This window comes from Shewanella sp. SM95, assembly GCF_025653595.1.
Classification (GTDB): domain Bacteria; phylum Pseudomonadota; class Gammaproteobacteria; order Enterobacterales; family Shewanellaceae; genus Shewanella; species Shewanella oncorhynchi.
Genome location: NZ_JAKKSE010000013.1, coordinates 115,648 through 138,769, shown reverse-complemented (window position 1 = coordinate 138,769; position 23,122 = coordinate 115,648). Strand labels below are relative to the sequence as shown.

General features: G+C 44.4%; 19 protein-coding genes and 4 tRNA genes. 14 read left to right on the top strand and 9 right to left on the bottom strand.

Annotation, left to right across the window (positions count from 1 at the left end; all coding sequences use genetic code 11):
- The first annotated feature begins 1 nt into the window (after position 1).
- Genes L5M29_RS14900 through L5M29_RS14885 form a run of 4 tightly spaced genes read left to right on the top strand, consistent with a single transcriptional unit; the run spans position 2 to position 4,683 of the window.
- Complete coding sequence (locus tag L5M29_RS14900) at positions 2-1,423, top strand: TolC family outer membrane protein (RefSeq protein WP_263168454.1); 1,422 nt, start codon at positions 2-4, stop codon at positions 1,421-1,423.
- Positions 1,420-2,028, top strand: a complete 609-nt coding sequence (locus tag L5M29_RS14895) for an OmpA family protein (protein WP_105250449.1) — start codon at positions 1,420-1,422, stop codon at positions 2,026-2,028. Before L5M29_RS14900 ends, L5M29_RS14895 begins: the two co-directional genes overlap by 4 nt.
- Positions 2,029-2,047: 19 nt before the next feature.
- Positions 2,048-2,755 (top strand): transglutaminase-like cysteine peptidase, encoded by a 708-nt coding sequence (locus L5M29_RS14890; RefSeq protein WP_105250450.1) that lies wholly within the window; start codon positions 2,048-2,050, stop codon positions 2,753-2,755.
- Between the two features lie 8 nt (positions 2,756-2,763).
- Positions 2,764-4,683: an EAL domain-containing protein gene (locus tag L5M29_RS14885; RefSeq protein ID WP_173496181.1), complete on the top strand. Its 1,920-nt coding sequence runs from the start codon at positions 2,764-2,766 to the stop codon at positions 4,681-4,683.
- A 258-nt stretch (positions 4,684-4,941) separates the two neighbouring features.
- Here the strand turns inward: L5M29_RS14885 and L5M29_RS14880 are convergent.
- From L5M29_RS14880 to L5M29_RS14865, 4 genes are all read right to left on the bottom strand, one after another.
- Positions 4,942-5,018 (bottom strand) — tRNA-Pro (locus L5M29_RS14880).
- 156 nt (positions 5,019-5,174) lie between these two features.
- Positions 5,175-5,251 (bottom strand) — tRNA-Pro (locus L5M29_RS14875).
- A 32-nt stretch (positions 5,252-5,283) separates the two neighbouring features.
- Positions 5,284-5,359: transfer RNA gene (locus L5M29_RS14870), tRNA-His, on the bottom strand.
- Between the two features lie 53 nt (positions 5,360-5,412).
- Positions 5,413-5,489, bottom strand: a tRNA-Arg gene (locus tag L5M29_RS14865).
- 206 nt (positions 5,490-5,695) lie between these two features.
- On the opposite strand from L5M29_RS14865, the gene L5M29_RS14860 reads away from it, so the two are divergent.
- A complete protein-coding gene (locus tag L5M29_RS14860) occupies positions 5,696-8,344 on the top strand; it encodes a diguanylate cyclase domain-containing protein (protein WP_263168450.1) in 2,649 nt (882 codons plus the stop codon).
- A gap of 47 nt (positions 8,345-8,391) precedes the next feature.
- Here the strand turns inward: L5M29_RS14860 and rep are convergent, their stop codons facing one another.
- Positions 8,392-10,404: a DNA helicase Rep gene (gene rep, locus L5M29_RS14855; protein ID WP_263168447.1), complete on the bottom strand. Its 2,013-nt coding sequence runs from the start codon at positions 10,402-10,404 to the stop codon at positions 8,392-8,394.
- A 234-nt stretch (positions 10,405-10,638) separates the two neighbouring features.
- On the opposite strand from rep, the gene ubiK reads away from it, so the two are divergent.
- From ubiK to L5M29_RS14840, 3 genes are all read left to right on the top strand, one after another.
- Positions 10,639-10,893 (top strand): ubiquinone biosynthesis accessory factor UbiK, encoded by a 255-nt coding sequence (gene ubiK, locus L5M29_RS14850; RefSeq protein ID WP_006083441.1) that lies wholly within the window; start codon positions 10,639-10,641, stop codon positions 10,891-10,893.
- A 93-nt stretch (positions 10,894-10,986) separates the two neighbouring features.
- The gene (locus L5M29_RS14845; protein ID WP_263168445.1) at positions 10,987-11,352 is read left to right on the top strand and encodes a hypothetical protein; all 366 of its coding nucleotides are present in this window, start codon (positions 10,987-10,989) and stop codon (positions 11,350-11,352) included.
- A 36-nt stretch (positions 11,353-11,388) separates the two neighbouring features.
- Complete coding sequence (locus L5M29_RS14840; protein ID WP_263168444.1) at positions 11,389-11,736, top strand: hypothetical protein; 348 nt, start codon at positions 11,389-11,391, stop codon at positions 11,734-11,736.
- Here L5M29_RS14840 and L5M29_RS14835 read toward each other — a convergent pair.
- Complete coding sequence (locus tag L5M29_RS14835) at positions 11,733-12,905, bottom strand: winged helix-turn-helix domain-containing protein (protein WP_263168441.1); 1,173 nt, start codon at positions 12,903-12,905, stop codon at positions 11,733-11,735. The two genes, L5M29_RS14840 and L5M29_RS14835, sit on opposite strands and share 4 nt — an antisense overlap.
- A 249-nt stretch (positions 12,906-13,154) precedes the next feature.
- On the opposite strand from L5M29_RS14835, the gene L5M29_RS14830 reads away from it, so the two are divergent.
- The 3 genes from L5M29_RS14830 to L5M29_RS14820 all read left to right on the top strand — a co-directional run bounded on the left by L5M29_RS14830 (position 13,155) and on the right by L5M29_RS14820 (position 16,244).
- Positions 13,155-13,685 (top strand): hypothetical protein, encoded by a 531-nt coding sequence (locus tag L5M29_RS14830; protein ID WP_263168438.1) that lies wholly within the window; start codon positions 13,155-13,157, stop codon positions 13,683-13,685.
- Between the two features lie 176 nt (positions 13,686-13,861).
- Positions 13,862-15,340, top strand: a complete 1,479-nt coding sequence (gene creD / locus L5M29_RS14825; protein ID WP_263168436.1) for a cell envelope integrity protein CreD — start codon at positions 13,862-13,864, stop codon at positions 15,338-15,340.
- Positions 15,341-15,434: 94 nt separating this feature from the next.
- Positions 15,435-16,244: a phosphatase PAP2 family protein gene (locus L5M29_RS14820; protein ID WP_173913158.1), complete on the top strand. Its 810-nt coding sequence runs from the start codon at positions 15,435-15,437 to the stop codon at positions 16,242-16,244.
- Between the two features lie 83 nt (positions 16,245-16,327).
- Here the strand turns inward: L5M29_RS14820 and L5M29_RS14815 are convergent, their stop codons facing one another.
- Positions 16,328-17,053, bottom strand: coding sequence for a substrate-binding periplasmic protein (locus tag L5M29_RS14815; protein WP_263168433.1), 726 nt, complete (start codon positions 17,051-17,053; stop codon positions 16,328-16,330).
- Positions 17,054-17,242: 189 nt separating this feature from the next.
- On the opposite strand from L5M29_RS14815, the gene L5M29_RS14810 reads away from it, so the two are divergent.
- The 3 genes from L5M29_RS14810 to L5M29_RS14800 all read left to right on the top strand — a co-directional run bounded on the left by L5M29_RS14810 (position 17,243) and on the right by L5M29_RS14800 (position 20,999).
- Positions 17,243-17,743, top strand: a complete 501-nt coding sequence (locus L5M29_RS14810; RefSeq protein ID WP_263168465.1) for an Lrp/AsnC family transcriptional regulator — start codon at positions 17,243-17,245, stop codon at positions 17,741-17,743.
- Between the two features lie 368 nt (positions 17,744-18,111).
- Complete coding sequence (locus L5M29_RS14805) at positions 18,112-19,476, top strand: sodium-dependent transporter (RefSeq protein ID WP_263168431.1); 1,365 nt, start codon at positions 18,112-18,114, stop codon at positions 19,474-19,476.
- Between the two features lie 140 nt (positions 19,477-19,616).
- Positions 19,617-20,999 carry an IS4 family transposase gene (locus tag L5M29_RS14800; protein ID WP_263168430.1) on the top strand — a complete coding sequence of 461 codons (1,383 nt, stop codon included), beginning with the start codon at positions 19,617-19,619 and terminating at the stop codon, positions 20,997-20,999.
- Positions 21,000-21,226: 227 nt separating this feature from the next.
- On the opposite strand, the gene L5M29_RS14795 is transcribed toward L5M29_RS14800, so the two are convergent.
- Both L5M29_RS14795 and L5M29_RS14790 read right to left on the bottom strand, forming a co-directional pair.
- Positions 21,227-22,090, bottom strand: coding sequence for a Tim44 domain-containing protein (locus L5M29_RS14795; RefSeq protein ID WP_263168428.1), 864 nt, complete (start codon positions 22,088-22,090; stop codon positions 21,227-21,229).
- Positions 22,091-22,600: 510 nt separating this feature from the next.
- On the bottom strand, positions 22,601-23,119 hold the full coding sequence (locus L5M29_RS14790; RefSeq protein ID WP_263168426.1) for a DUF4303 domain-containing protein: 519 nt from the start codon (positions 23,117-23,119) through the stop codon (positions 22,601-22,603).
- Positions 23,120-23,122 lie beyond the last annotated feature (3 nt).

The window sequence follows — 23,122 nt, the reverse complement described above, 5'->3', positions numbered from 1 at the left end:
CATGAAGACTTCAGCAATACGACAATTTCAATGTTCAAAGATAGCCATAGTGCTGTCATTAATCCTGTTACCTTTATCGGCTCAAAGTCAGACGTTAGAACAAGCCGTTGCACATACGCTAGATACAAACCCAGATTTACGAGTGGCTTTCAACCGCTTTAAAGCGCGAGAAGAACAAGTTAATCAAGCGATAGCAGGCTATATGCCAACTATTGATGTCAATGGTGGCTACGGTTACGAACAAACCGACAGCGTATCGACACGTAGACGACCCAATATCGGCGAAGTCGATAGCAAAGGGGTGGCTGAATTAAATCCCGGAGAGTTTGGTGTTAGCATAAAACAAATGCTTTTCGATGGTTTCTACACCAGCAGTGAAGTTGATCGTTATAGCTTTGAAGCTAGCGCAGACCAATGGGCACTGCTTGCTGCAGCTGAAGATATGGCACTCGATGTCAGTAAAGTCTATCTCAACTATTTACGCACCGATGAAGTGTTAAAATTAGCCGAGAAAAACCTTAACAGCCATAAAGAAATTTATGACCAGATTAAACAACGTACTGACTCAGGTTTAGGCTCAATCGCAGATCTCTCCCAAATCTCGGGACGTTTGGCACGTGCTAATGCTAACGTTATTTCTGCTCGCAACAATTTACTTGATGCAAAAGCACAGTACATCAAAATTGTAGCGTCGGCTCCGGCGGACTTAATATTACCAGTGCCAGATGCAGACATGCTGCCAAAGGATCTTAGCTCTGGCATTATTGTTGCGCAAGAGAATCACCCCATACTCAAATCTGCAGCAAACGATATTAGTGCCGCTGAAAATGAACGCTCTTCAGTACAATCCAATTACTATCCTCAGGTTTCTTTAGAACTGAATGGTAACTGGAATAACGATATCAGCGGCGAAGATGGAATATCAGGTGCTGGTGCTTTCCGCAGTGATGTGGGTGGTCATAGTAACGATCTCGTCGCCATGGTGAGGGTGAGATACAACTTATTTGCGGGGGGTAAAGATCTTGCCCGTGAAAAAGAAACTGCTTACAAGTTAGGTGAAGCGAAAGAAATCCGCCAACGCGCCCAACGTGAAGTTGTTGAAGGGGTAAACCTAGCTTGGAACGCATTTGAAATGCTAGCGCCGCAAAAACAATATATTCGCGATCATGTCGTGGCCGCAAAGGATACTCAAACAGCCTATGCACAACAGTTTAATTTAGGCCAACGCAGTCTACTCGACTTATTAGATACCGAAAATGAGCTCTTCGAGGCACGTAAAGACTACTTACAAGCTGAATATGATGAAGTTATTGCTAAGTATCGCGTGCTCAATTCTACAGGGCGATTATTAGACTCACTTAAAGTCACTAGACCTGATGCGTGGCGCGGAGAGCGCAATTATGAAGGAGGAGCTAACAAATGAAAACTCTCACATTTTTTCTAAGTGTCACTCTTTTAGCTGGTTGTTCGATGCGCGATACGGTTAATATTGACGAAATGGTCACAACTCAAACCTATGATCTATCTGATAAAGATAGCGATGGTGTCATTGAAGCCCGTGAACGCTGCAACGACACCGCCCAAGGGGCAGGTATTGATAACTATGGCTGTGGCAAAATAAAAGCGATTAACGAGCGAAAGGAAATAAATATTTTATTCCCGAATGACTCTGCTTATATTGCGCCTGAGTACTATCCTCAAATTGAAGAGGTGGCTATTTTTCTACGTCAGTATCCAACGACCAAAGTGACTATCGAAGGTCACACGAGTCGCACAGGAACCGATGAACGAAATACAGTATTATCTCAAGAACGTGCAAATGCTGTCACCGCAGTACTGGCTGAACGCTTTAGTATTGATAGAAGTCGATTAACTGCTATTGGATATGGTTCTAGCCGCCCAATTGTTTTAGAACAGACGCCGGAAGCAGAAATTCGTAACCGTCGTGTTGTTGCAGAAGTCACTGGTGATGATACGGCAGCAGACATGAAATGGACAATTTACTCGGTCGATGACAACTCAAAATAAAGGACTAACACATTAGGTTATGAACGGCAGACTTGATTATAAAGATTCATTATTGCGAGTCTGCCGCTTTAGCCTAATAGCGTCAGCCTTAGGCATATGTTGCCTATATGCGGCCCCCACACAAAACCTTGATGAAGTGAAGATAACTTCAACCCTAGAAAAACATTACGGCGAACGTGCTGGAATGCGAGCAAGGGCTTGGTTCAAAGTATTATCGGAAGCGAGTACGCTAGATGAAAAAGAAAAGTTATTGAAGGTAAATAACTTTTTTAATTTATTCCGTTTTGTGGATGACAGTAAATTATGGGGAGACTCGAATTATTGGGCAACGCCGATGGAGTTTATTGGTGTGAATGGCGGTGATTGCGAAGACTTTTCGATCGCAAAATACTTCACCCTACTCCAACTTGGTGTTCAAGAGGACAAGATGCGGATCACTATGGTTAAAGCCACTACGGTTAATCAATACCACATGGTATTGGCTTACTATGAAACACCATCATCAATTCCTTTAGTGCTCGATAATCTTGACCATGAAATAAAACCCGCCACAAAAAGAAAAGATCTACTGCCTGTTTATAGCTTTAATGGTAAACAGTTATGGCTCAATAAAGAGCAAGGTCGAGGCGTACTGGCAGGGTCCTCAAAACGATTAGAAAAATGGAACGATCTTAACCATAGATTAGGTGTTGACCGTCTTAGGCAACCAAAATTAAAACTGGAGTAGCACCAAAAATGACACTGTTTAGACAGATTTATTCGCTGCTTTTTAGCCTGTTCTTGCTTGTAGTTGCAAGCCTTGGCTATGTGCAATTCACTGAGACTCAAAGCTTTTTAACAAAGCAAATGGAGTCCGATCTAAACAATGCCAGCACTTCACTCGGTCTAATGCTTACCCCAGCACTCGAAGCCGGCGATACCGCAGCGGCAGAAACCTTAGTGAATGTTATTTTTGAAGGTGGTTACTATCAAAATGTAAAATTGACTTGGATGGTCGATGGAAAGCAACAAGAGTGGAATAATCCTTTAAAAATTGAAGATGTCCCTCAATGGTTTATCAATCTAGATCTGTTTAAAACCATCAAAAAACAAAGCACTATCACCTCAGGTTGGCTGCAGCTAGCACAGCTTGAAATCACTGCTCATCCTGGTTTTGGTTATCATGAACTATGGCGAATCATGTCCAATACCATCATAGCCTTCTCACTACTTTTTCTCGTTGCTATTTTTACAGCAAGAGTAGGCTTAACATGGATATTGAAACCTCTCCACACCCTGTCTGAACACGCGAAAAGTATCGCAGCACGCCAATTTGGTCCAGACATGGCACTACCCAAAACCACCGAATTAAAAGACTTAGTGACTGCATTTAACAGCATGTCAGCTCAATTGAAACAAGTGTTCCATTCTCTTGACGAAGAGGTTGGCGCGTTACGTAAGAAGAATCTTGTCGATCCGGCGTCAGGCCTGCCTAACCGCCAATATGTAGTAAGTCGTTTAAATGGTTGGTTAAGTGAACCTAGCAGCGGCGCTTTATTCCTCGCCAAGCTCGACTGGCTCGAAGAAGTGCACAGTAAATATGGCTATCAAGTTCGAGATGAAACCATACGGATCCTCGCAGAAAAGTTTCAACAGCAATTAAACGAAATAACGCCTTCGGTCATAGGGCGTATTGCCGCCTATGAATTTGCATTTTTAGTGACCGATGTTGAACACGATCAGATCAGCAAATATTTACAAACACTTATCCGTACCATCAATCAAGAAATGTCAAAAGCAGGCTGTAAGCCCAACGAAGACTTTGCTATCGGTATTGCTGAACGTATTGGGCAAATGAATGTGTCGGATATTTTGGCCCAAGCCGACAATGCCCTTCAAAAAGCATTACAAGAAAATAAAACCTTCCACTGGTTTGAAACCACAGAGCAGCAATTATTCACCCGCGAGCAATGGCGCGATAACCTCAGCCATGCCATCAGCAATAAGAAGTTTAAGTTTAGATGGCAACCCATACAATTTTGCGATGGTGATGGCATAGCGCAACGGGAATTGTATTGCCAATTAGAGCTTGGCGATCAACTCGCCCATGCAGGGCAATTTATGCCTTATATCGAGTTATTATCACTTGGTGCCTTACTCGATAAATGCTTAATTGAAACTGTCTACGAGCAAAAACTGCTCGAGCGGAGCTATGAACCGCTCGCAATTAACTTAACCCACCAAAGTATTAACGATCCTCAGTTCCATGAGTGGCTAAATCAATTTTTGCGAAATGCCGCATTTATTGAGCGTATCTGCTTCGAAATCCCTGAGGCTGGTGTTTATAGTGATCTTAAGTCATGTCAGCACTTATGTAACATCATTCGCGATAACGGTGCTAAGTTTGGTATTGACCACTTTGGTCGTCAGTTTGGCTCTATGTCTTATCTACAGGAATTAAGACCTAGCTATGTGAAACTGGATCAATCCTTCGCCTACTATGATGAGACACACCACAATAGCGAATTGTGCCGCGCCCTAATCAACGTAGCAAAAGGATTGGACATTCAAGTCATAGTGACGGGTATTCAAGAAAAGGCTCAGCTAGAACGTTTTAACGAGCTTAGAACCGATGCCTATCAAGGCTTTATCGCCCCGCCAGTGAATCTTGACTAAGCCGTATTATTAAGAAGTGATTTTGCAAACAAAAAGCTCCGTAAAGAGCTTTTTGTTTTTCTACGGTTGAGTGACTATGCCGATACAGTTCAGCAAATCTGCCAGGTGTAAATAAGAACTGTAGCCAACTTCTATACTCATTAAGGATGCGCTATCAAGCGACAACAAACATGATAATGTCAGTGAGTAGTTCCATTTCGCCAATGCAAAAAAGCCTCAGTGTATTCATTAATGAATGCTGAGGCTTTTCTACTTATTTGGTCGGTGATAGAGGATTCGAACCTCTGACCCTCTGGTCCCAAACCAGATGCGCTACCGGACTGCGCTAATCACCGTAAATTTTGCACTATTATTTACATACGCTTAGAGGGTTCACCCTCTCGTCCACTTTTATCCAAAACATCAGGATGCGTTATCGGACTGCGCTAATCACCGTAAAACATTAACTATTTACTTAACTTACATTAAGCTCGCTAGTCACGCGAAGAATTTGGTCGGTGATAGAGGATTCGAACCTCTGACCCTCTGGTCCCAAACCAGATGCGCTACCGGACTGCGCTAATCACCGAGAATGAAAATCTTTATATCAAAGTAAATGAATGGGGTGACTGATGGGGCTCGAACCCACGACAACCGGAATCACAATCCGGGACTCTACCAACTGAGCTACAATCACCACTGATTTTCACTTACTTTACTAACCTTAAAGCTCACAACTCTATTCGGAAGTGGTGCGCCCAAAAGGATTCGAACCTTCGGCCTCACCCTCCGGAGGGGTGCGCTCTATCCAGCTGAGCTATGGGCGCTCGCCTTGGTTAGCGCCGCATATACTAGGGTCAAATCCCCTTTGAGTCTATAGCTGTTTTGCACTTTTTTTACTGACTGCTCAAGTTTTATCACATTAGCTGACTTTTAACGCGGAATGCAGCCAAAATATGACTTGGATGTTACAGTATTTCATGCTAATTATAGACTTTGGTAAAAGCAAACATATATTTAACTAGTGAGTATCATGTTTAAGGATGAAGATGAAACTGGCCAGCCGCGTGTGAGTGAAATTGAACGCTTACGCAAAAAAATTATTCGCTTAAAACAATTAGCGCATAAATATAAGCATGCTGAGATCATTCAAAACGCATTACTCGAAATATCAAATATTGCGACTCATGCTTCTTCACTCGAAGAATTCTATGTCGGCGTACATAGCCATCTAAAACAGCTCATTCCCGCTGATAATTTTTTTATTTCAACCCTGGATACTCACACAGGTGAACTCGCCATCCCCTTTTTCGCTGATGAGAAAGATGCCCATCCAGCGGAGCTTTATCCTGAACAATCACTATCTACATTATTACAGCAAGGATTAACAGGCTACGTACTCAGAACTGGGAAAGCTTTGTTGTGTAACAATGACACAGTCAATGAACTGATTGCCGCTGGAGAAATTGTTAATTTAGGTTCTCCCTGTCATCTGTGGCTGGGCGTGCCCATCAAACAAGATGATATAGTAACGGGTGTGTTAGTGGTGCAAACCTATGACACTAATATCAGTTATGGTGAAATCGAACTCGAGTTAATGACGTTCATTTGTCACCATATTGCTGGGGTAATGGAACGGCTAAAACATCAAGAACAATTAGAGCAAGCTATCCAGCAAAGGACAAAAGAACTCAGCCAAGCCTACGATAAGTTAAAACTAGAAGTCTATGAACGGCGTAGAGCTGAACGCTTACAAAAATCACTGTTCGAAATCGCCGAGCTAGCAAGTTCCAGTGCCGACAACCCAGACTTTTATGCCCAATTGCATAATGTTATTCGACATTTAATTCCGGCCAATAACTGCTATATCGCCCTATTAGACGACACAGAAACCCACCTCACGTTTCCTTTTTATGTATCGCAATTAGCCAATAAGCACCCAGGCACTCGGCCGCTACAAGACGGCTTAACCGAATATGTGCTCAAACATAAGCGCCCACTACTGCTAGATCAAAGCAGTATCAATGCATTAATTGCCTCTGGTGAGCTGTATTCCCAAGCGCCAGCGTTAAATCATACTCAAACCATGCATCAGTGGATCGGAATCCCGCTTTTTATCCATGATCAAGTTCGTGGTGCGTTAACGATTTACAGTTTTAGCATGACACAGAATTACCAAGTTAAAGACTTAGAATTACTGACATTTGTATCACAGCATATAGGCTCGGCTATCGAGAAAAAGCTATCCGCTGAGTCCTTACAACGCAGTTATGAAGAGCTAGAAGAAAAGGTTATTGATCGTACCAAAGCGTTAGCCGAACTGAATAAAAGTCTTGAGAAAGAAATTCAACAACGCCGTAGTATGGAAGCCAAGCTAGTTCACGATGCCAAACATGACGCACTTACAGGCCTGCCTAATCGCGCTATGTTTATGGAGCGTTTATCTCAAGCGATCAAGCATGTTCGTCGCCATAGCTTAGAACAGTTTGCCCTACTGTTTATCGACCTCGACCGCTTCAAACAGATTAACGACACTATGGGACACCTAGAGGGTGATAAATTCTTAATTGAGACGGCAAGCCGCCTCAAGTCCTGCATTCGTGATAACGACACCTTAGCGCGACTCGGTGGCGATGAGTTTGTGATACTGCTCGATAGCATTAACAACATCAACGACGCGAAAGATATATCAGAAAGAGTGATCCAAAAAATATCCCAGCCCTATCGACTTGGCACAATGGAATTTAGTTCTGGAGCCAGTATCGGTATCACCATCAGTGGCAAACACAGAATTGATACCAGTGAATCTATGTTACGTAATGCAGATACTGCCATGTATCAGGCGAAAGCCAATGGTAAAGGTTGCTATGTTATTTTTGATGATAACGCCCAACATCAGGCCATGCAGGATGTCGAGTTAGAAACTGAATTTAGACATGCATTACACCATGCTGAAATACAGCTTAGTTACTTACCAGTAGTCAATTTTAAAACAGGTCAAGTGCATGCATTAGAAAGCCGCCTGTTCTGGCAACATCCGCAGCGTGGGCTCTTACAGCAGGAACAACTTAGCACGCTTGCTGAACAGTCACACCTTACCGTTGAGCTCGATAAATATACGATCAGCATCATAGATAGCAGCTATCCCCAACTCCTCAAACAACATGATGAGTCTGTTGAATTACATGTCATGCTTTCGAGCCAACATCTCAAGCATAAGCATGTACTGCGCAGTTTGAAAAATACTCTCAAACAAACCCAGTTAAACCTGAGCCATTTGTGGTTATTCTTCAATGAAAAAGCCCTAGTGCAGGAAACTGAAAATCATATCAATGGCTTTGAATTATTGCAGAAACTCGGGGTAAAACTCGGCATCAGCCAATACGGTAGCGGCTATAGTGCATTAAATAGCTTATTGTTTCTGCCGATAAAAGGCTTAAAACTCGATGCCAACCTCACCAAACAAATACAAGGCGAGCAACAGCTTAAGTTAATGTCCGCTTATCAAAAAACGGCATCAACCTTAGAACTGCAAACCTTTGTCGATGGCATTGATAGTCCTGAACAAAAACGTATCTTCAATGAACTGGGTTATCAGCTGGGCCAGGGGGCTGCTTTAGCCGACACTTTTACCTTATGTGAAACCCAACCACAGATCTGTGCTCAGCTCGAATATGCCTAGTAAAAAATAAGTAGCTGATTTAAAAGAATAGTAAGCGAAACCGCTCGCTATTTTTTAAACATGTCTCTTAAGCTAGAAATATTTGCCCGCCCCGTTTGCATCCGCTCCTGCTCCGTTTGTTGTGGCTTACGGTTTTCCCACACCACATCATCTTGAGGTAACTCAAGTAAGAAACGGCTTGGTTCACAACGCATGGTTTCACCAAATTGGCGCCTTTCGCGGCAGAGGGTGAACCAAAGCTCTCGTTGAGCTCGAGTGATACCCACATACGCCAACCGACGCTCCTCATCGACGTTATCTTCGTCTATGCTGGTTTGATGGGGCAAGATACGCTCTTCTACTCCAACCATAAACACGAAGGGAAACTCTAAGCCCTTAGAAGCATGCAAGGTCATCAACTGCACCTGATCGCCACCTTCATCCTCACTATTGCGCTCCATCATGTCCCTGAGCGTCAATCGAGTCACCACCTCTGGCAAGGTCATAGCTTCATCTAACTCATCACCCGCGAGCATCTCAGTCACCCAACGGTAAAGCTCTGAGATATTCTTCATCCGCATTTCAGCGGCCTTGGCACTGGTGCTGGTTTCGTATAAGTAATCTTCATAATTGATCTTACGGATCAAATGCTTCACCGCCTCGACGGGTTCACCACGTTCGGCATGATCCCCAGTCTCCACAATAAAACGACCAAATTGATATAAAGATGACATAGCCGCAGGCGGTAAATGATGATTCAGTTCAGGCTCAAAAATCGCCGCAAACATAGAAATATGCTTCTCGTTGGCAAAATTACCTAAACGCTCTAAGGTTGATGGACCTATGCCACGTTTAGGCAAATTAACGATGCGCAGGAAAGCATTATCGTCATCGGGATTCACCACGAGCTTTAGATAGCCCATGATGTCTTTAATTTCAGCACGAGCAAAAAATGACGTACCACCACTCAATTTATAAGGAATACGGTTCGTCATCAGTGCGCGTTCTAGTAACCGTGATTGATGGTTACCGCGATACAAAATCGCATAATCGCCAAACTGAGTACGGCCGACAAACTTGTGCCGCACAATTTCGGCAACAACACGTTCAGCCTCTTGCTCCTCATTGGCGGCAAACAGCACCCGCAACGGCTCACCATAAGCAAGCTCGCTAAACAGGGCTTTATCATAAACATGGGGATTATTAGCGATAAGAATGTTGGCCGCCCGCAAAATTCGCTGACTAGAACGGTAGTTCTGCTCCAATTTAATCAGCTTAAGCTGCGGAAAATCTTTACCCAATAACACGAGGTTTTGTGGCTTAGCACCGCGCCATGAATAGATAGACTGATCGTCGTCCCCCACCACAGTAAAGCGCGCCCGCTCACCCACTAACAGCTTTACCATTTCATATTGGCTGGTATTAGTATCTTGATATTCGTCCACCAGCAAATATTGGATCTTGGTTTGCCAGCGCGTACGCACTTCTTCATGGTGGCGCAACAATAAGGTTGGCATCAGAATCAAATCGTCAAAATCTAAAGCGTTATAGGCTTTCATATGTTGAGCATAACGCTGATACAACATAGCAAATAAGTGCTGTTGCTCATCTTTAGCGATTTTGCGTGCATGCTCGGGAATAATTAAGCCACCCTTCCAGTTTGAAATCGTACTGGCAAGCACTTTGAGTAAATCTTTATCTTCATCCAACTCGTCTTGGGTTAACTCTTTGAGCAGTGCCAAGGTATCTTGATCATCAAACAGCGAAAAACCCGGTTTTAAACCTAAGACCTTATGCTCGCGTTTAATGATCTCAAGCCCTAAAGTATGGAAGGTTGAAATCCACAGACCTCTGGCTTCCTTGCGGCCCATCGACTGAGCGACCCGCTCTTTCATCTCACGGGCAGCCTTATTGGTAAAGGTCACCGCCGCGATATTACGCGCCTTATAGCCACATTTTTCGACCAAGTAAGCGATTTTATTGATAATTACGCGCGTTTTACCACTACCCGCACCCGCCAAGACTAGGCAAGGGCCTGAAACATAATGAACAGCATCGTTTTGGGCGGGATTGAGTTTCATCTTTGCGCAATATCCAAACAAGTCGACAGAAAGGGATGGGATCATAGCAGAATCGACAGTTTTAAGGCTAACAAATCCCCGCTTAGGTTGAGCAGAACTCAACTCTGTAGATAAGCTTCTCCGTGATATAAACCCCAACAACAGCCAACTAAAGTGTTCACGCGTCTGCTTTACTTTTGAAAGCTAACGTACTGAGTTACAATCGAGCTATTCAGTAAAGAGGCGGACAAGATTATGATCAATCCAAAGAAAATCGAAGAAATGGCGAAACAATTGAGCGAAAGTTTGCCCAGCGGTCTAAAGCAATTTGCCGGTGAATTTGAAGAGCGCAGTAAGCAAGTACTGCAAAATCAATTGCTCAAGTTGGATATGGTTTCCCGTGAAGAATTTGATGTGCAGCAACATGTACTACTGAAAACCCGCGAAAAATTAGAAGCCCTACAAGCTCAAGTCAATGAGTTAGAAAAAAAGCTCAACGCAGCGGGCTAACTTATCATGCATGTTTGAAAGAGCACAGTTAGCGATAGCGCAGCTGTGCTTTTTGTTTTTAACACTTCAAGCATTGAGTCACTTGGGGAAATAATGCAACAACTCGCCAGCTATATCCTTGCTATTGAAGGCTATCCAAGCCCTGTCTACGTGATAAGCCAATCAAACGAGCAGCAAACCTATCACGATGATAATGTGGAGATTTGTGAGTCCATAACGCTTTATCACTTCGATAACGGGGTTGTGATTAGCAAGCTAAGCGAGCAAGATAAACAAGCTTATGAGTCAGACATGGTTTGTGAAGATTATTGGCTCAGCTATCGGGTTGTAACAGCTCATATTGCGATTTCGCCGCAGCAAAAATCCTTTAGCAATCTATGTCAGCAAAGCTTTTGGCTTAAGATGCAGCAAGGGCTGGCAGTAAGGCCACCGCTGCAACCAGAGCATAAACAGACTTAATGCTTTAGCGTCGAACAATCAAGGAATGAAGCTACAATGGATGTCACAATCAGCACACACTATCAGGACTATCTTCTTTGGGCATTATGGTTGCTTGGTGGCGTGCCGCTACTCACTTATCCCGGTGTGCTTCTCGCCAGTTTGATGGGACTGGCCAGTCAATCAAGCATTAAACCCGCTTTTATCTATCGATTGATGAATCAGTGTTTTCTATGGGGAAGCCTAGTTTATCCCGCCGTGTATATTCCCTGTTATCGCATTACGAGCGATAGCACTGCGACTTCTTCATCTTTAGTCATTGCTGCGTTGCCACTGCTGTATCTAATCTTACTGTATGGCTGCTTTCGCTTTATGGATGCTCCAACTAAAGAGACAAATAATTAAAGCTTTTGTTGGCGAGCATACTTTTGCTTAAGGCCTTTATGGTTAGCTTTGACTAACTTCCAGCGGTCACAGCCATTGAAACGAGCATATTCACTGACTGCGATATCAAAGGCCGCACAGAAATCCTCATCTAAGCCATTCACCATCATGCCCTCTTCTAAGGTCAATTGCTGTAATAGCAATAGGTTAGCTTGGCGATCGGCTTTAACATCCACGCGGCCAACAAAAATGTCGCGCCACAGAATCGCTAAAGAATAATAACCATACTGACGCTTTTCGGCTGGGACATAGACTTCAATTTGATAATCAAAATCAAACCATTGCTTTAATCTTTGCCGTTGGATCAATAAATTATCGAAGGGATTAAGCAGCCACACTTTATTAGGTAATGGTGCATTTAGCTGTAATGAAGGGCGATAAAAGTAGCTTTGGCCCGCCGTCTTAAAACACGCTAATAACCCGTGAGCTAACAACTCTGCCAACTCTTGGGCTACTGCTGATTTCATACCTTTGCGTAAATAAGCCATTTGCGCCGCAGTACCGAAGGCGTGGGCATCAAGATAACGATCAATTAGATAGCGGGTAAATTCACTATCTGTCGGTGCTTTGGCATTTACATCTTGTGGCAACACTCGCGCGGTAAGATCGTAAACCTTTTGAAATTTCTCCCGCCGCACCACCATCAACTCACCACGCATAAAGAGCTGCTCTAGGGCTTTTTTCGCGGGTTTCCAATCCCACCAGGCACCGTTTTTAGCTTCACTGTGTTCAAAATCACTGGCCTTGAGTGGCCCTTCTGCAAGGATTCGCGCCCGCACTTCCTGCATTATTTTATCGTCGGGCTCAAACCAATGCTTACCGCCATTTTGCAGCTGCTGTTTACGCTGCAAACTAAAACGGTAATCGGCAATCGGTAAATAAGCTGCCGCATGGGACCAATATTCGAAGACCTCTCCTTTGGCTAAAGCCATATCGAGCATCTTTGGCTGATATTCTGGCATACGACTATGCAGCACATGATGATGCGCTCGCTCAACCACGTTGATAGAGTCAATTTGTACATAACTGAGACGTGAAATTGCCTCGGTGACAGAGGTATATGGTTGCAATAATCCTTGCTGCTGCATATTTAATTGCAGCCACTCGCGGGGTGAAAAGGGATTAGACATCGATTCTCCAAATTCAACGACAAGCAAATACCAAACCAGAGCAAAAAACATAACAAACTGAAAACAAAAGCATTTATCACACTATTCAACGAGTAGGTTTGTGAAATGTACGCACAAGTCTACTCACTAGGCAGTATCTTCGGATAACATAAGCCATTTATACCTTAACGGCTATCGGTTTACCTGCCCGTTAGTTTCACGACTCGAAATAGAGCCTATCTGGCATAGGCTCTTCATTAAGGATTGATGATGAATATCTACTATCGCCAAGCACAACTCTGCGGCCGCAAAACGGGTAATGGCACTAAGCTGCCATTTTTGATGAATATCTTGTATTCACTTGCTGCTAAAAATGGCGATCACCAGCCCTTTTCAATGGATGACATTAACGCCGTACTGTTTAATCAGCATCAGTCGATTGGTTGCTCTATCAAGGCGCCGCTACCGATAGTGAGTTGGCGCACCGAAGCGATAGAGTATGAGTTATTTAAAGGCGAAGAGCTGGTGTACCTGCCCCAATGTATCATCTTTAGCAATGGCGCCATTGCCTATGTCATTGTCGTCATGGGTGATGAGTATGAGCTACGTATTTGGCCTGATTACAGTAACCGTGATCGAGAAAAACACCACTGGTTTTCCCACCATGCCGTAGTCTATTCCGCAGAACTTGACGTCTTTAAACAAAGCTTCGAAGCACTGCTCAAGCATATTAAAAAAGAAAATGACTACGAGAAAAAACACCCCAAATTTGGCAAAGACACCCCACTATCAGATTTATAAACTTGCATAATGAGTATGGGTTTAGCGGCAATCGCCATAATTTTGCCACTATTGATCAGCAACTTGCCCGCAACTTTTGTAAAAAAATCTGTTTTAATACCCGCCGTGATACCGAGTTAACTCTGCACAATCTTAGCGGATAAGTCTCGGTCGTATTTCATAGGGAATGAAATTCAATGTTCAGCATTATTTTCTGGGTACTCACCCTACTTAGTTTGGCCTTATTTGGTAGCGCAGCCTATTTAGTGGTGCGAGCACTCCTCAAAAAATTTAATCGAAGTCAAGGAATCGATATGTCAGCACAAGAACCGTGGGCAGTAGCCACCGCAAAGGGAACGGCATTAAAAAACACCACCTTATTAAAAGCCTTAACCATTGGCATACTGTCAATCCTCGCGTTGATCCCGCTGGGGATCATTATGGATATGACTTCTGATCGCCAAGCCCTTTACCACAGCGTTGTCGATGAAATCGGCCGTTCATGGGGTGAGCAGCAAACCCTCTCAGGTCCTGCGCTGGTGATCCCTTACAGCTATTTTGTGTTGCAAGAAGAAGTCAGTAACGACGGTAAAACTCGCCATGAAGTGAAGCGTACCTATCAAGATGAGTTGGTCATACTACCGAAAAAACTCAAGCTAGATTTAGATCTCAAGCATGACTTCCGTACTCGTGGTATTTATCAATCGCTGGTGTATAACGCAGCTCTACAAGGTCAGGCCGACTTCAGCCTTAACCGTTATGATATTCCTAACCTTATCGCCTTCGATAACAAAAATGCCCGGTTAGTCTTTGGGGTGTCATCGAATCAAGCAATTGATAAAGTAGAAAAAATTGAAATCACCGGTGAATCGACCTTACTCTCTGGCTCGCTGATGTCGGGCACGGGGTTAACCACTGGCGGTTTAGAAAAAGGCTTTAATCAAAAGATCCAAGTCAGCGAAGCGAGTGATTTTAGTGTGGATTTTGCCATGACACTACGCGGCTCTCAGTCTATCAGCGCATTGCCACTAGGCGAGCAAACGCTAATCAATATTCGCGCCGACTGGCCGCATCCAAGCTTTAAGGGATTATTACCCGCAGAACGGGACATCAACGCGCAAGGCTTTACTGCAAGTTGGAATATCAGCCACTTAACCCGTAACTATCCACAAGAGTTTATTAAGAGTAATCAATCGACTCTGACTGAAGTGTCGGCTAATGCGATTTTATTCGAACCAGTGACTCACTACGGCAAGATTGATCGCTCGGTAAAATACGGCCTACTGTTTATCGTGCTGACTTTTATCATGTTGTTTATCTTCGAAATCGGACAAAAAACCAGCCTCAGCACGATTCAATATGTGTTAGTCGGCAGCGCCATGGCCTTGTTCTATTTGCTACTACTCTCGCTATCTGAGCATCTAGCCTTCTTGCATGCCTATTTAATTGCCGCCTGTATTCCCGTGCTGTCGGTATCGGCTTACGTAGGGAGTGCCACAGCAAGTATTAAGCGCGGTGCATTAGTAGGCATTATGCTGGTGAGTTTATATACCGTGCTGTACTCGATACTGCAACTGGAAGATTACGCCCTATTGATGGGTTCAGGTTTACTGTTAGTCGTACTGTTGATTTTGATGTTCGTGACTAGGCATCACCCTAAGAACACGGCGCAATAGCGCCCTACCGCTCCACCCTTGAAGACCCCCCGACAGCGCCATCTTTTGCTGTCGGGATTTTTTTATTGGCAAAACCATTGCCGCGTTGTAGCCTATGGCGTTTTATGAAGAGGCTTATATTTTGACCCATAGCGTCTATCTTTTACGCCGTTTAGGTTTAGCTTGGATACTGTTGGCAACCATTCCGGGCTTACTATTACTGACACAGAATCAGCTGTTTCCACTGATCGATCTGCACTCTACCTTAGCCAAAACCTTATATTGGATTACCATGACTGGCACTGCGCCCTATGGCGTCGCAACAGTCTTGTTTGTATTGGCGATCGCCTATCGTCATATGCCTAAACCACTCTTTATAAGTTTATTTTTTGCCATCAGCCTCAGCCAAGTTATCAGTTTAGGCTTAAGCCACACCCTCAAATCCTATTTTAAAGAACCCAGACCTAATCTCGTTTTTCTAGCAGAACAAGCACTGCCTAAGCATGAACCGCTTTCACTCGATGCCTTTTATCAATTGGATAAACAGTCACGTTCAAAGACAATTGCCAATGCACTCGATGGCTTGATCGCTGCAGAACCTGCCTTGAAACTCGACTCACGGATCCATCAGCATTGGGAAGATGAAATCGGCTATTCTTTTCCTTCGGGACATACTATTTTTGCAGTGACGCTAGTGCTTACCGCCAGCTACTATTTGCTACTCGCTGGATTACCTAGCTTAGTCATGGCGTTATGGAGCTGGGGATTTTTGATGGGATTAAGCCGTATGCTGCTTGGCATGCATTGGCCGCAGGATGTACTGTTTTCAACCTTTTTAGCCGCCATCATCAGCGGATGTAGCGTGTTCTTTGTCAGTAAGTTGCGTCCACTCTCCCATGCGTTTGCTAAAGGATCTGAACGCTAACGCTGTTAATTCAGCGTCTCGATTTGGCTGTCGACTCAAATACGACAGCTTCAAACACTATGAAGTTAAATACTTAGGCATTGCTAAGCACTGCCTAAGTATTTTGCCACTAGGGCCTGATAAATCCCATTGGCCTTAATTCTAGCGAGCCCTTGATTGAAAGTATCCCGCGCCACTGAGTTGTGGAACACCATTTGATAGGATGTTGGGGGGAAAATAAAGTGGTAGCTTAATGCTTGCTGGGTATCAACATCATCCTCAACGAACTTATTCAGTTGAGCGAATATATAACGATCCGCAATCACAGTATTAATGCGACCTAAGTACAACATACGGTTCTGGCTTAATTGGCTATCGACTTCACGATAAATAGTCTGTTGCGCTACGGCATTAAACTCAGGGCCAAGTAAGAAGCGAGCATTTTCAAAAGCGGCAACACTGTACTTTTTAAGATCCGCAATACGTGTTATTTCAAGGCGTTGTTCGGACAAACTGATCGCCACATTGGTATATTCAACATAATCATTAGACCAATAACCATCAACGCCATTTGCAGAGTTCATCGTCATTACAGCATCCAATCGATCTTTATTGAAATATAAAACTTGGCGTTTACGAGAGTAGAATTTGAAGTTGACTGGCTGCCCCATTTCCTTAAACGCGGCCTTAATAATATCGATCTCAAGCCCTGATTCAGCATCTTCGATAATATAAGGTGGTCGATTTAGAGCACTACCAATGGTTAACGATGCAGAAAATGCATAAGTCGGTAATATGAATAAGCAGATTAGCAACAAACTCAAGCGCATACAGTGTCTCACTCTTATTAGTATCATAACAATAGCGGTAAATAACGGGAGTTCCAAACAGCGCGACTCCCAAAATCTCTATCCGTTATCACTGTCACAACCTTAAAATGTCTCATTTGATCAAGATTTTTGGCAAAGTCGGCTAAGACTGGCAAACTAGAGGCTGACTCAGTTAACCCTAAGCTTTCGATGACAGACACTCACCCCTACAAACTCGATCAACTCGATTTAACGATTCTGCGCTTACTGCAAACCCACGGCAGATTATCGAACCTCGAACTGGCCAATAAAGTCGGACTATCGCCATCTCCTTGCTCGCGCCGTGTTAAAGCCTTAGAAGAAGCGGGTTATATTGCCGATTATGCAACGCGTCTGTCGGCGGATAAGTTCAACCTGCATTTGACCGCGTATATCCATGTGCGGATGGAAAAACACACGCCAGCAATTCTTAATCAATTTGAAGCCAATGTACTGGCCTACGAAGAAGTCCAAGAATGCGCGCTGATCACAGGTTCTGAAGCAGACTACCAACTCAAAGTGTTAGTGCAAGATATGGCGCACTTTCGCACTTTCCTGTTAGATAAACTCACGACCAATGTGCATATCGCAGGTGTGCATTCCAGCTTTGTGTTGAAAAAGGTCAAAGACCACACGGCCATTCCCTTAAGCCATATCACCATTCAACCATAGGCTCAGTAAAAGATACGGCGTTCTGACACTCAATGTTGCGACATGACTCAGACTTATCCAGTCACAATCGCGGCTCAAGTAAAGTCATAGCATCAAAATACCCACTAAGCTTCTGCCATACGGTATTTTTTGACCATAAGATCACAATTCATTGCATTTTTATCATCGCAATTATTCGCTAAAGTGAGGCCGCGAGTCATCGCTACTCGCAATATAGTCTCGCATTAAGCCATCAAGAAAAACATAACACCAAAATATCAGCTAAATGAGAATATAAATTGCCGATTAACATCATTTTAACGCACTAAAATTGCGTTGAACTTCTTATTTATCCGCCTAAGATACGCCTTCTTTTTACGGGAGGCATAATGCAATCGGCCAATACAAGTTCGACTAACCACTTCAGCTCACGCTTAGGTTTTATCATGGCAGCCGCAGGTAGCGCCGTTGGCGTCGGCAATATTTGGGGATTCCCCACCCAAGCGGCCACCCATGGTGGCGGCGCCTTTCTACTTGTGTACCTAGTGCTGATTTTCATCCTAGGCATTCCCATGCTGATGGCTGAACTCATGATAGGTCGCCACGGGCAAACCAACCCCGCCGATGCCATGGGCAAACTCGGCTTCAACTCGCTCACCCGCGGTTTAGGCAAGACCATAGGTTTGCTTTCCATAGTGACAGCGGGATTGATTTATACCTTCTACAGTATTCTCTCCGGCTGGTTTGTCAGCTTTGCCATCGCGCCTATCGCCACAGCCTTTGGCTCGAATGATACCGCCGCTTGGCTAGTGGATTTTTCGCTGTCACGTAATCTGGTGTTTACACTGATCTTCAGCACGCTGGTGTTTCTGGTATTACTGCAAGGCGTGCAAGAAGGCATAGAAAAATGGTCGAAACGCTTAATGCCGTTATTACTGATCATGCTGATCGCGGGCGTGGCGTATATCTTCACCCTAAATGGTGCGAGCGAAGGGATAAGTGCGCTACTAACGCCTAACTTTACCAAGGCACTGGCACCGGATACCCTGATCAGCGCGCTCGGACAAACCTTCTTCTCCCTCACCATAGGCACAGGTGCCATGATGGTGTACGGCAGTTATCTGAGCCAAAAAGAGAATATTGCTAAACTGACCGTCTGGGTTGCCTTTACCGACAGCGGCATCGCCTTTCTCGCCGCCTTCTTGATTATCCCAGCCATGTATGTGGCCCAGCACAATGGCGTGCAGATTTTTAATGCTGAGGGCAAGTTACTCGATTCGGATGCATTGGTGTTTACTGTCTTACCCGCGTTATTTTCCACCTTAGGAGATACGGCTAACCTTATCATCAGCGTGATTTTCTTTGTTCTGCTGATCATCGCGGGTTTAACCTCGGCCATATCCATCGCCGAAGTGCCGACGAGTTATGTGATGCAAAAGTTCGGACTCAGCCGTCAACGCGCCACCTTGATCATCGGCCTATTGTTGACCTCATTATCCTTATTACTGGCGGTATTTTTTGAGACGCTATTTAGTTTCACTATAATGCTGACCACCCAAATCGCCCAGCCGCTGGTCGCCCTCGGTATTGCGGTTTACTTAGGTTGGATTTGGCGCCAAACCCACCTGCTCAAGGCAATTCGTGGGCAAGAAGGTGTCAATAGCACAGGACTCTTCTGGCGCATTTGGCCAAGGTACGTGAAGTATGTGTGCCCAGTTCTGATCATCGCGATCGCCATCAGGCAATTTGTGTAACCCTTTGAGCGAATAACAAAATCCCCGCTAAGTGCCTGTCTCTTCTACACAAATTCCTCGGTTTGCCCCGGGGGATTTTTTTGAACCATTTTCAATTACCCTGATCTGATCCTGACCTTTTGTTTCAGATACCACATGCCATGTTTTTAAGTGAACCATCACTCTGGGCACAGAGCATTTTTCAGCGCGCAAAATTAGGGGATGTACGAAGGACCAAACGGCTTGTACAGTTGGCGGCTCAACTTGCAGCTCATACAGGACAATCTATCGTGCAATCTCTTTCATCCAGTGCAGACATTGAAGCCGCTTATCGCTTTGTCCGTAACGAGCATATCAGTCCGGCAGCGATTGCTGAGGCAGGTTTTGCTGCCACAGTGCAAGCCTGCGAACCATTTGATTGCCTACTGGCGCTGGAAGACACCACGTCATTGGAATTCACCCATCAAAGTGTCGCTGCAGAACTTGGACACACCACAGCCCATAAACATTCCAGTGGGCTGGAAGCGCACACGGTTTTCTTGTTTGCACCCAAGGCGCAGCAGGTCGTTGGACTGATTGAGCAGCATCGCTGGGCACGCGACCGCGAGGCCTATGGCCAGAAAAAACAACGTGCCAAACGTGATTATGAACAGAAAGAAAGTTACAAATGGCAACGGGCTTCAGCAGCGATGGCGACTCGCTTGGGACCACAGATGCAGAAGGTGATTTCGGTTTGTGACCGTGAAGCCGATATCATCGAATACCTGCGCTTTAAAACCGATACACAACAACGGTTTATTGTGCGCTCGATGCAAAGCCGCTGTATTGAAGAAGACCAGCACAAACTCTATGCGTTTAGTGAGACGCTGCAAAGTGCCGGTGAGCGGATGGTACAGGTGCAACAAAAAGGCGGTCGCAAAGCCAGAGTTGCGCACTGTGATATCCGCTTTGCGCCCATTACCGTGAAGGTTCCGGCGAATAAAACGGGCCAGTCTGTGCCGCTGTTTTATGTGGGTTGTCAGGAGAAAGACAGCGCAGATGGCCTCTGTTGGCACCTGCTGACCACTGAGGTAATCACAACAGCAGAGCAGGCGCAGCAAATTCTTGACTACTACGAGCGCCGCTGGCTGATTGAAGACTTCCATAAATCCTGGAAAACGGGCGGAACGCAGGTGGAAGACTTACGGATGCAAAGCAAAGATAATTTGGAGCGGATGATTGTGATTCTGGCATTTATCGCCACACGTATCCAGCAACTACGTTGTTACGCAGGCCAAGCTGAACAAGCGAAAAAACGGCCTTGCGATACCCTGTTAAGCCCATTGGCCTGGAAGTTGTTATGGCTAAAGACGGAAAAAAGCCAACCGCCCGAACAAGTCCCCAGTGTGCATTGGGCTTATCTAAGATTAGGAAAACTCGCGGGCTGGAATGACAGCAAACGAAGCGGAATTGTAGGCTGGGAAAGGTTATGGCAAGGATGGTTTAAACTGCAAACCATCCTTGAAGGTTACCAGCTAGCCTTGTCTCTTGAGCAAAAGATGTGATCAAGAGACAGGCTAAGTGCGGGGATTTTTTATTTAGCAATTGATGCACTAATTAACTACTTTAAAATAATCAGCAAAGTCTTGCTGCCGCCAATAGTGAATGCGATGACAGCCGGATTTTTTCAATCTATCGATGACGTTGAACTGTTAGGGAAGGCTGGATTGAAACGAAAGGGGATGTAAACAGCAGCCTTAAGAGATTAAGGCTGCTTTAAACACTGAGCTGATTACTGTTCGATACCCACGATTAACCAAGGTGAGTTGGCTTGCGCTACGTTACGCTCCAAATGCCATACTTCCTTAATGTCCTCTTCTACACCTTCAACGGTATCGCGATAGCGGCCGCTAAATTTAACACTCACTTCCGCAAGATTTGCATTGTGTGTGGCGCGGACAAGTTCTGCATCCAAAAACATCACTTCTGTGTGCTGATCGCCCACTAACTCGCGACGTTGGTTGCTGAGTTCATTGTAAAGATCAATAGCAACATACTCTTGGATTTTGCTTAAGTCGTTTTCATTCCACGCCAATTGCAGGGTTTTGTAGTGACTACGAGCGCCTTCCAAAAAGCTTGGTAAATCAAAACCGGCAGGCAAATCGAAGGGAACTGCGCTTGTCGCTTGGCCAAAACCATTGCTGCCGCTGTTTGTATTGGTGGCAAAACCTGTTTGTTCAGTCTGTTGACGCTGCATATTTGGATTGGGTTGGCCAGCACCCGCATAGGCTGGTCTTGGCTGCGCACCCGCTTTTGAGGCCATCACAGTACGGACGATTTTGAATAGCACGAATGCCAGCAAACCGATAATCAAAATATCCATGATTTGAATATTTTCAAAACCACCGCCCATAAACAGCGCAGCCAATAAGCCACCTGCTAATAAACCGCCTAACATGCCGCCCATCATACCTTTTTTGCCCGGCGCTCCCGCTGGCGCCGTAGTCGGTGTGTTAGTCGCCGCTGGTTGAGCCGGAGCCGTTTGATGGCTTTTGCCGATAGATTTACTACCGCCGAATTTTTTCGCTTCAACGACTGGGCTAGTAACTAAGCTAACCGCAAAAATCATCGCCAGCATAATAAATAACTTTTTCATTTATAGGATCTTGTTCGTGTAATCTGAGGTGCTGCCATAATAGCGGGATGACATTATATGTCAATTAGCAAAAAGCGAAGGCTGATTGTCCTGTGCATATTTAGTGAGTTGCGATTAGTACTGTCATTCCAGTCACGCGCCAACTTTGGTTTAAAAATAAGTCATCCCTGAGGGCTCGACGGCTGCATCTGCTGTATATGGACATACGAATGTCGCGATCACATGAATGTGAATGAGCGACCATGCCGCCAACGGTCACTTACATTCCAGTGCTTAATCCCATAAACTACCGTACATTCTGATAGCCAGAACGACCCAAACCGAAGTCCAATCCCCAGATAGGGGTAACCATCTCAGCAGTCATATCTTTTGAATCAAGATTTAGAATAATCTCCATGAAGAAAATTTAGAATAATCTCCATGAAGAAAAGATGCGTTTTTCCTATATTTTTTCATCTTTTTTAAAAAGAGATTATTTTTCTATTCTTATAGATAAACCTGTACGGTTAATTAGTCAAATCTTAAAATAAATGCCATTAAAAGGGGGGCATCGTTTATTAATTTTGCAGAAGAGTTTTCTATTTCCTCAGACTCATCGTCGTCAGTAATTGAAACAAAACACACTGTCGAATTTAGCTCAATAGGCAGTTCTCTTTTTATTCTGATTAGTACATTTGATAATGTCTTAATTAGTTCATTTTTAAACTTTGCAAAGTTTATTTCTCGAGATGAGTCCTCTCGAAGCATCTTACTTATTTTGGAGAAGGCTCCCGCATTATATCCATCATAAAACCACTCAGATACTACCCATCTATAGTAATTTTCACACTCTATGCTCTGATCTTCTTCAGCAACGAGAATGCTTTTAAGCTTACCCTCAGAGCTAGCACTTAATGATGCTGACATGGCACTACTGTCAGTGTAAAGAGATACCGCATAGAATGCCTCATCTTTATTTTCTAACAATAACATCTTGATTGTATCGTATGTAATTTCAAAGCATTTTTCTTCTAACTCAATCCAGTCCATTAT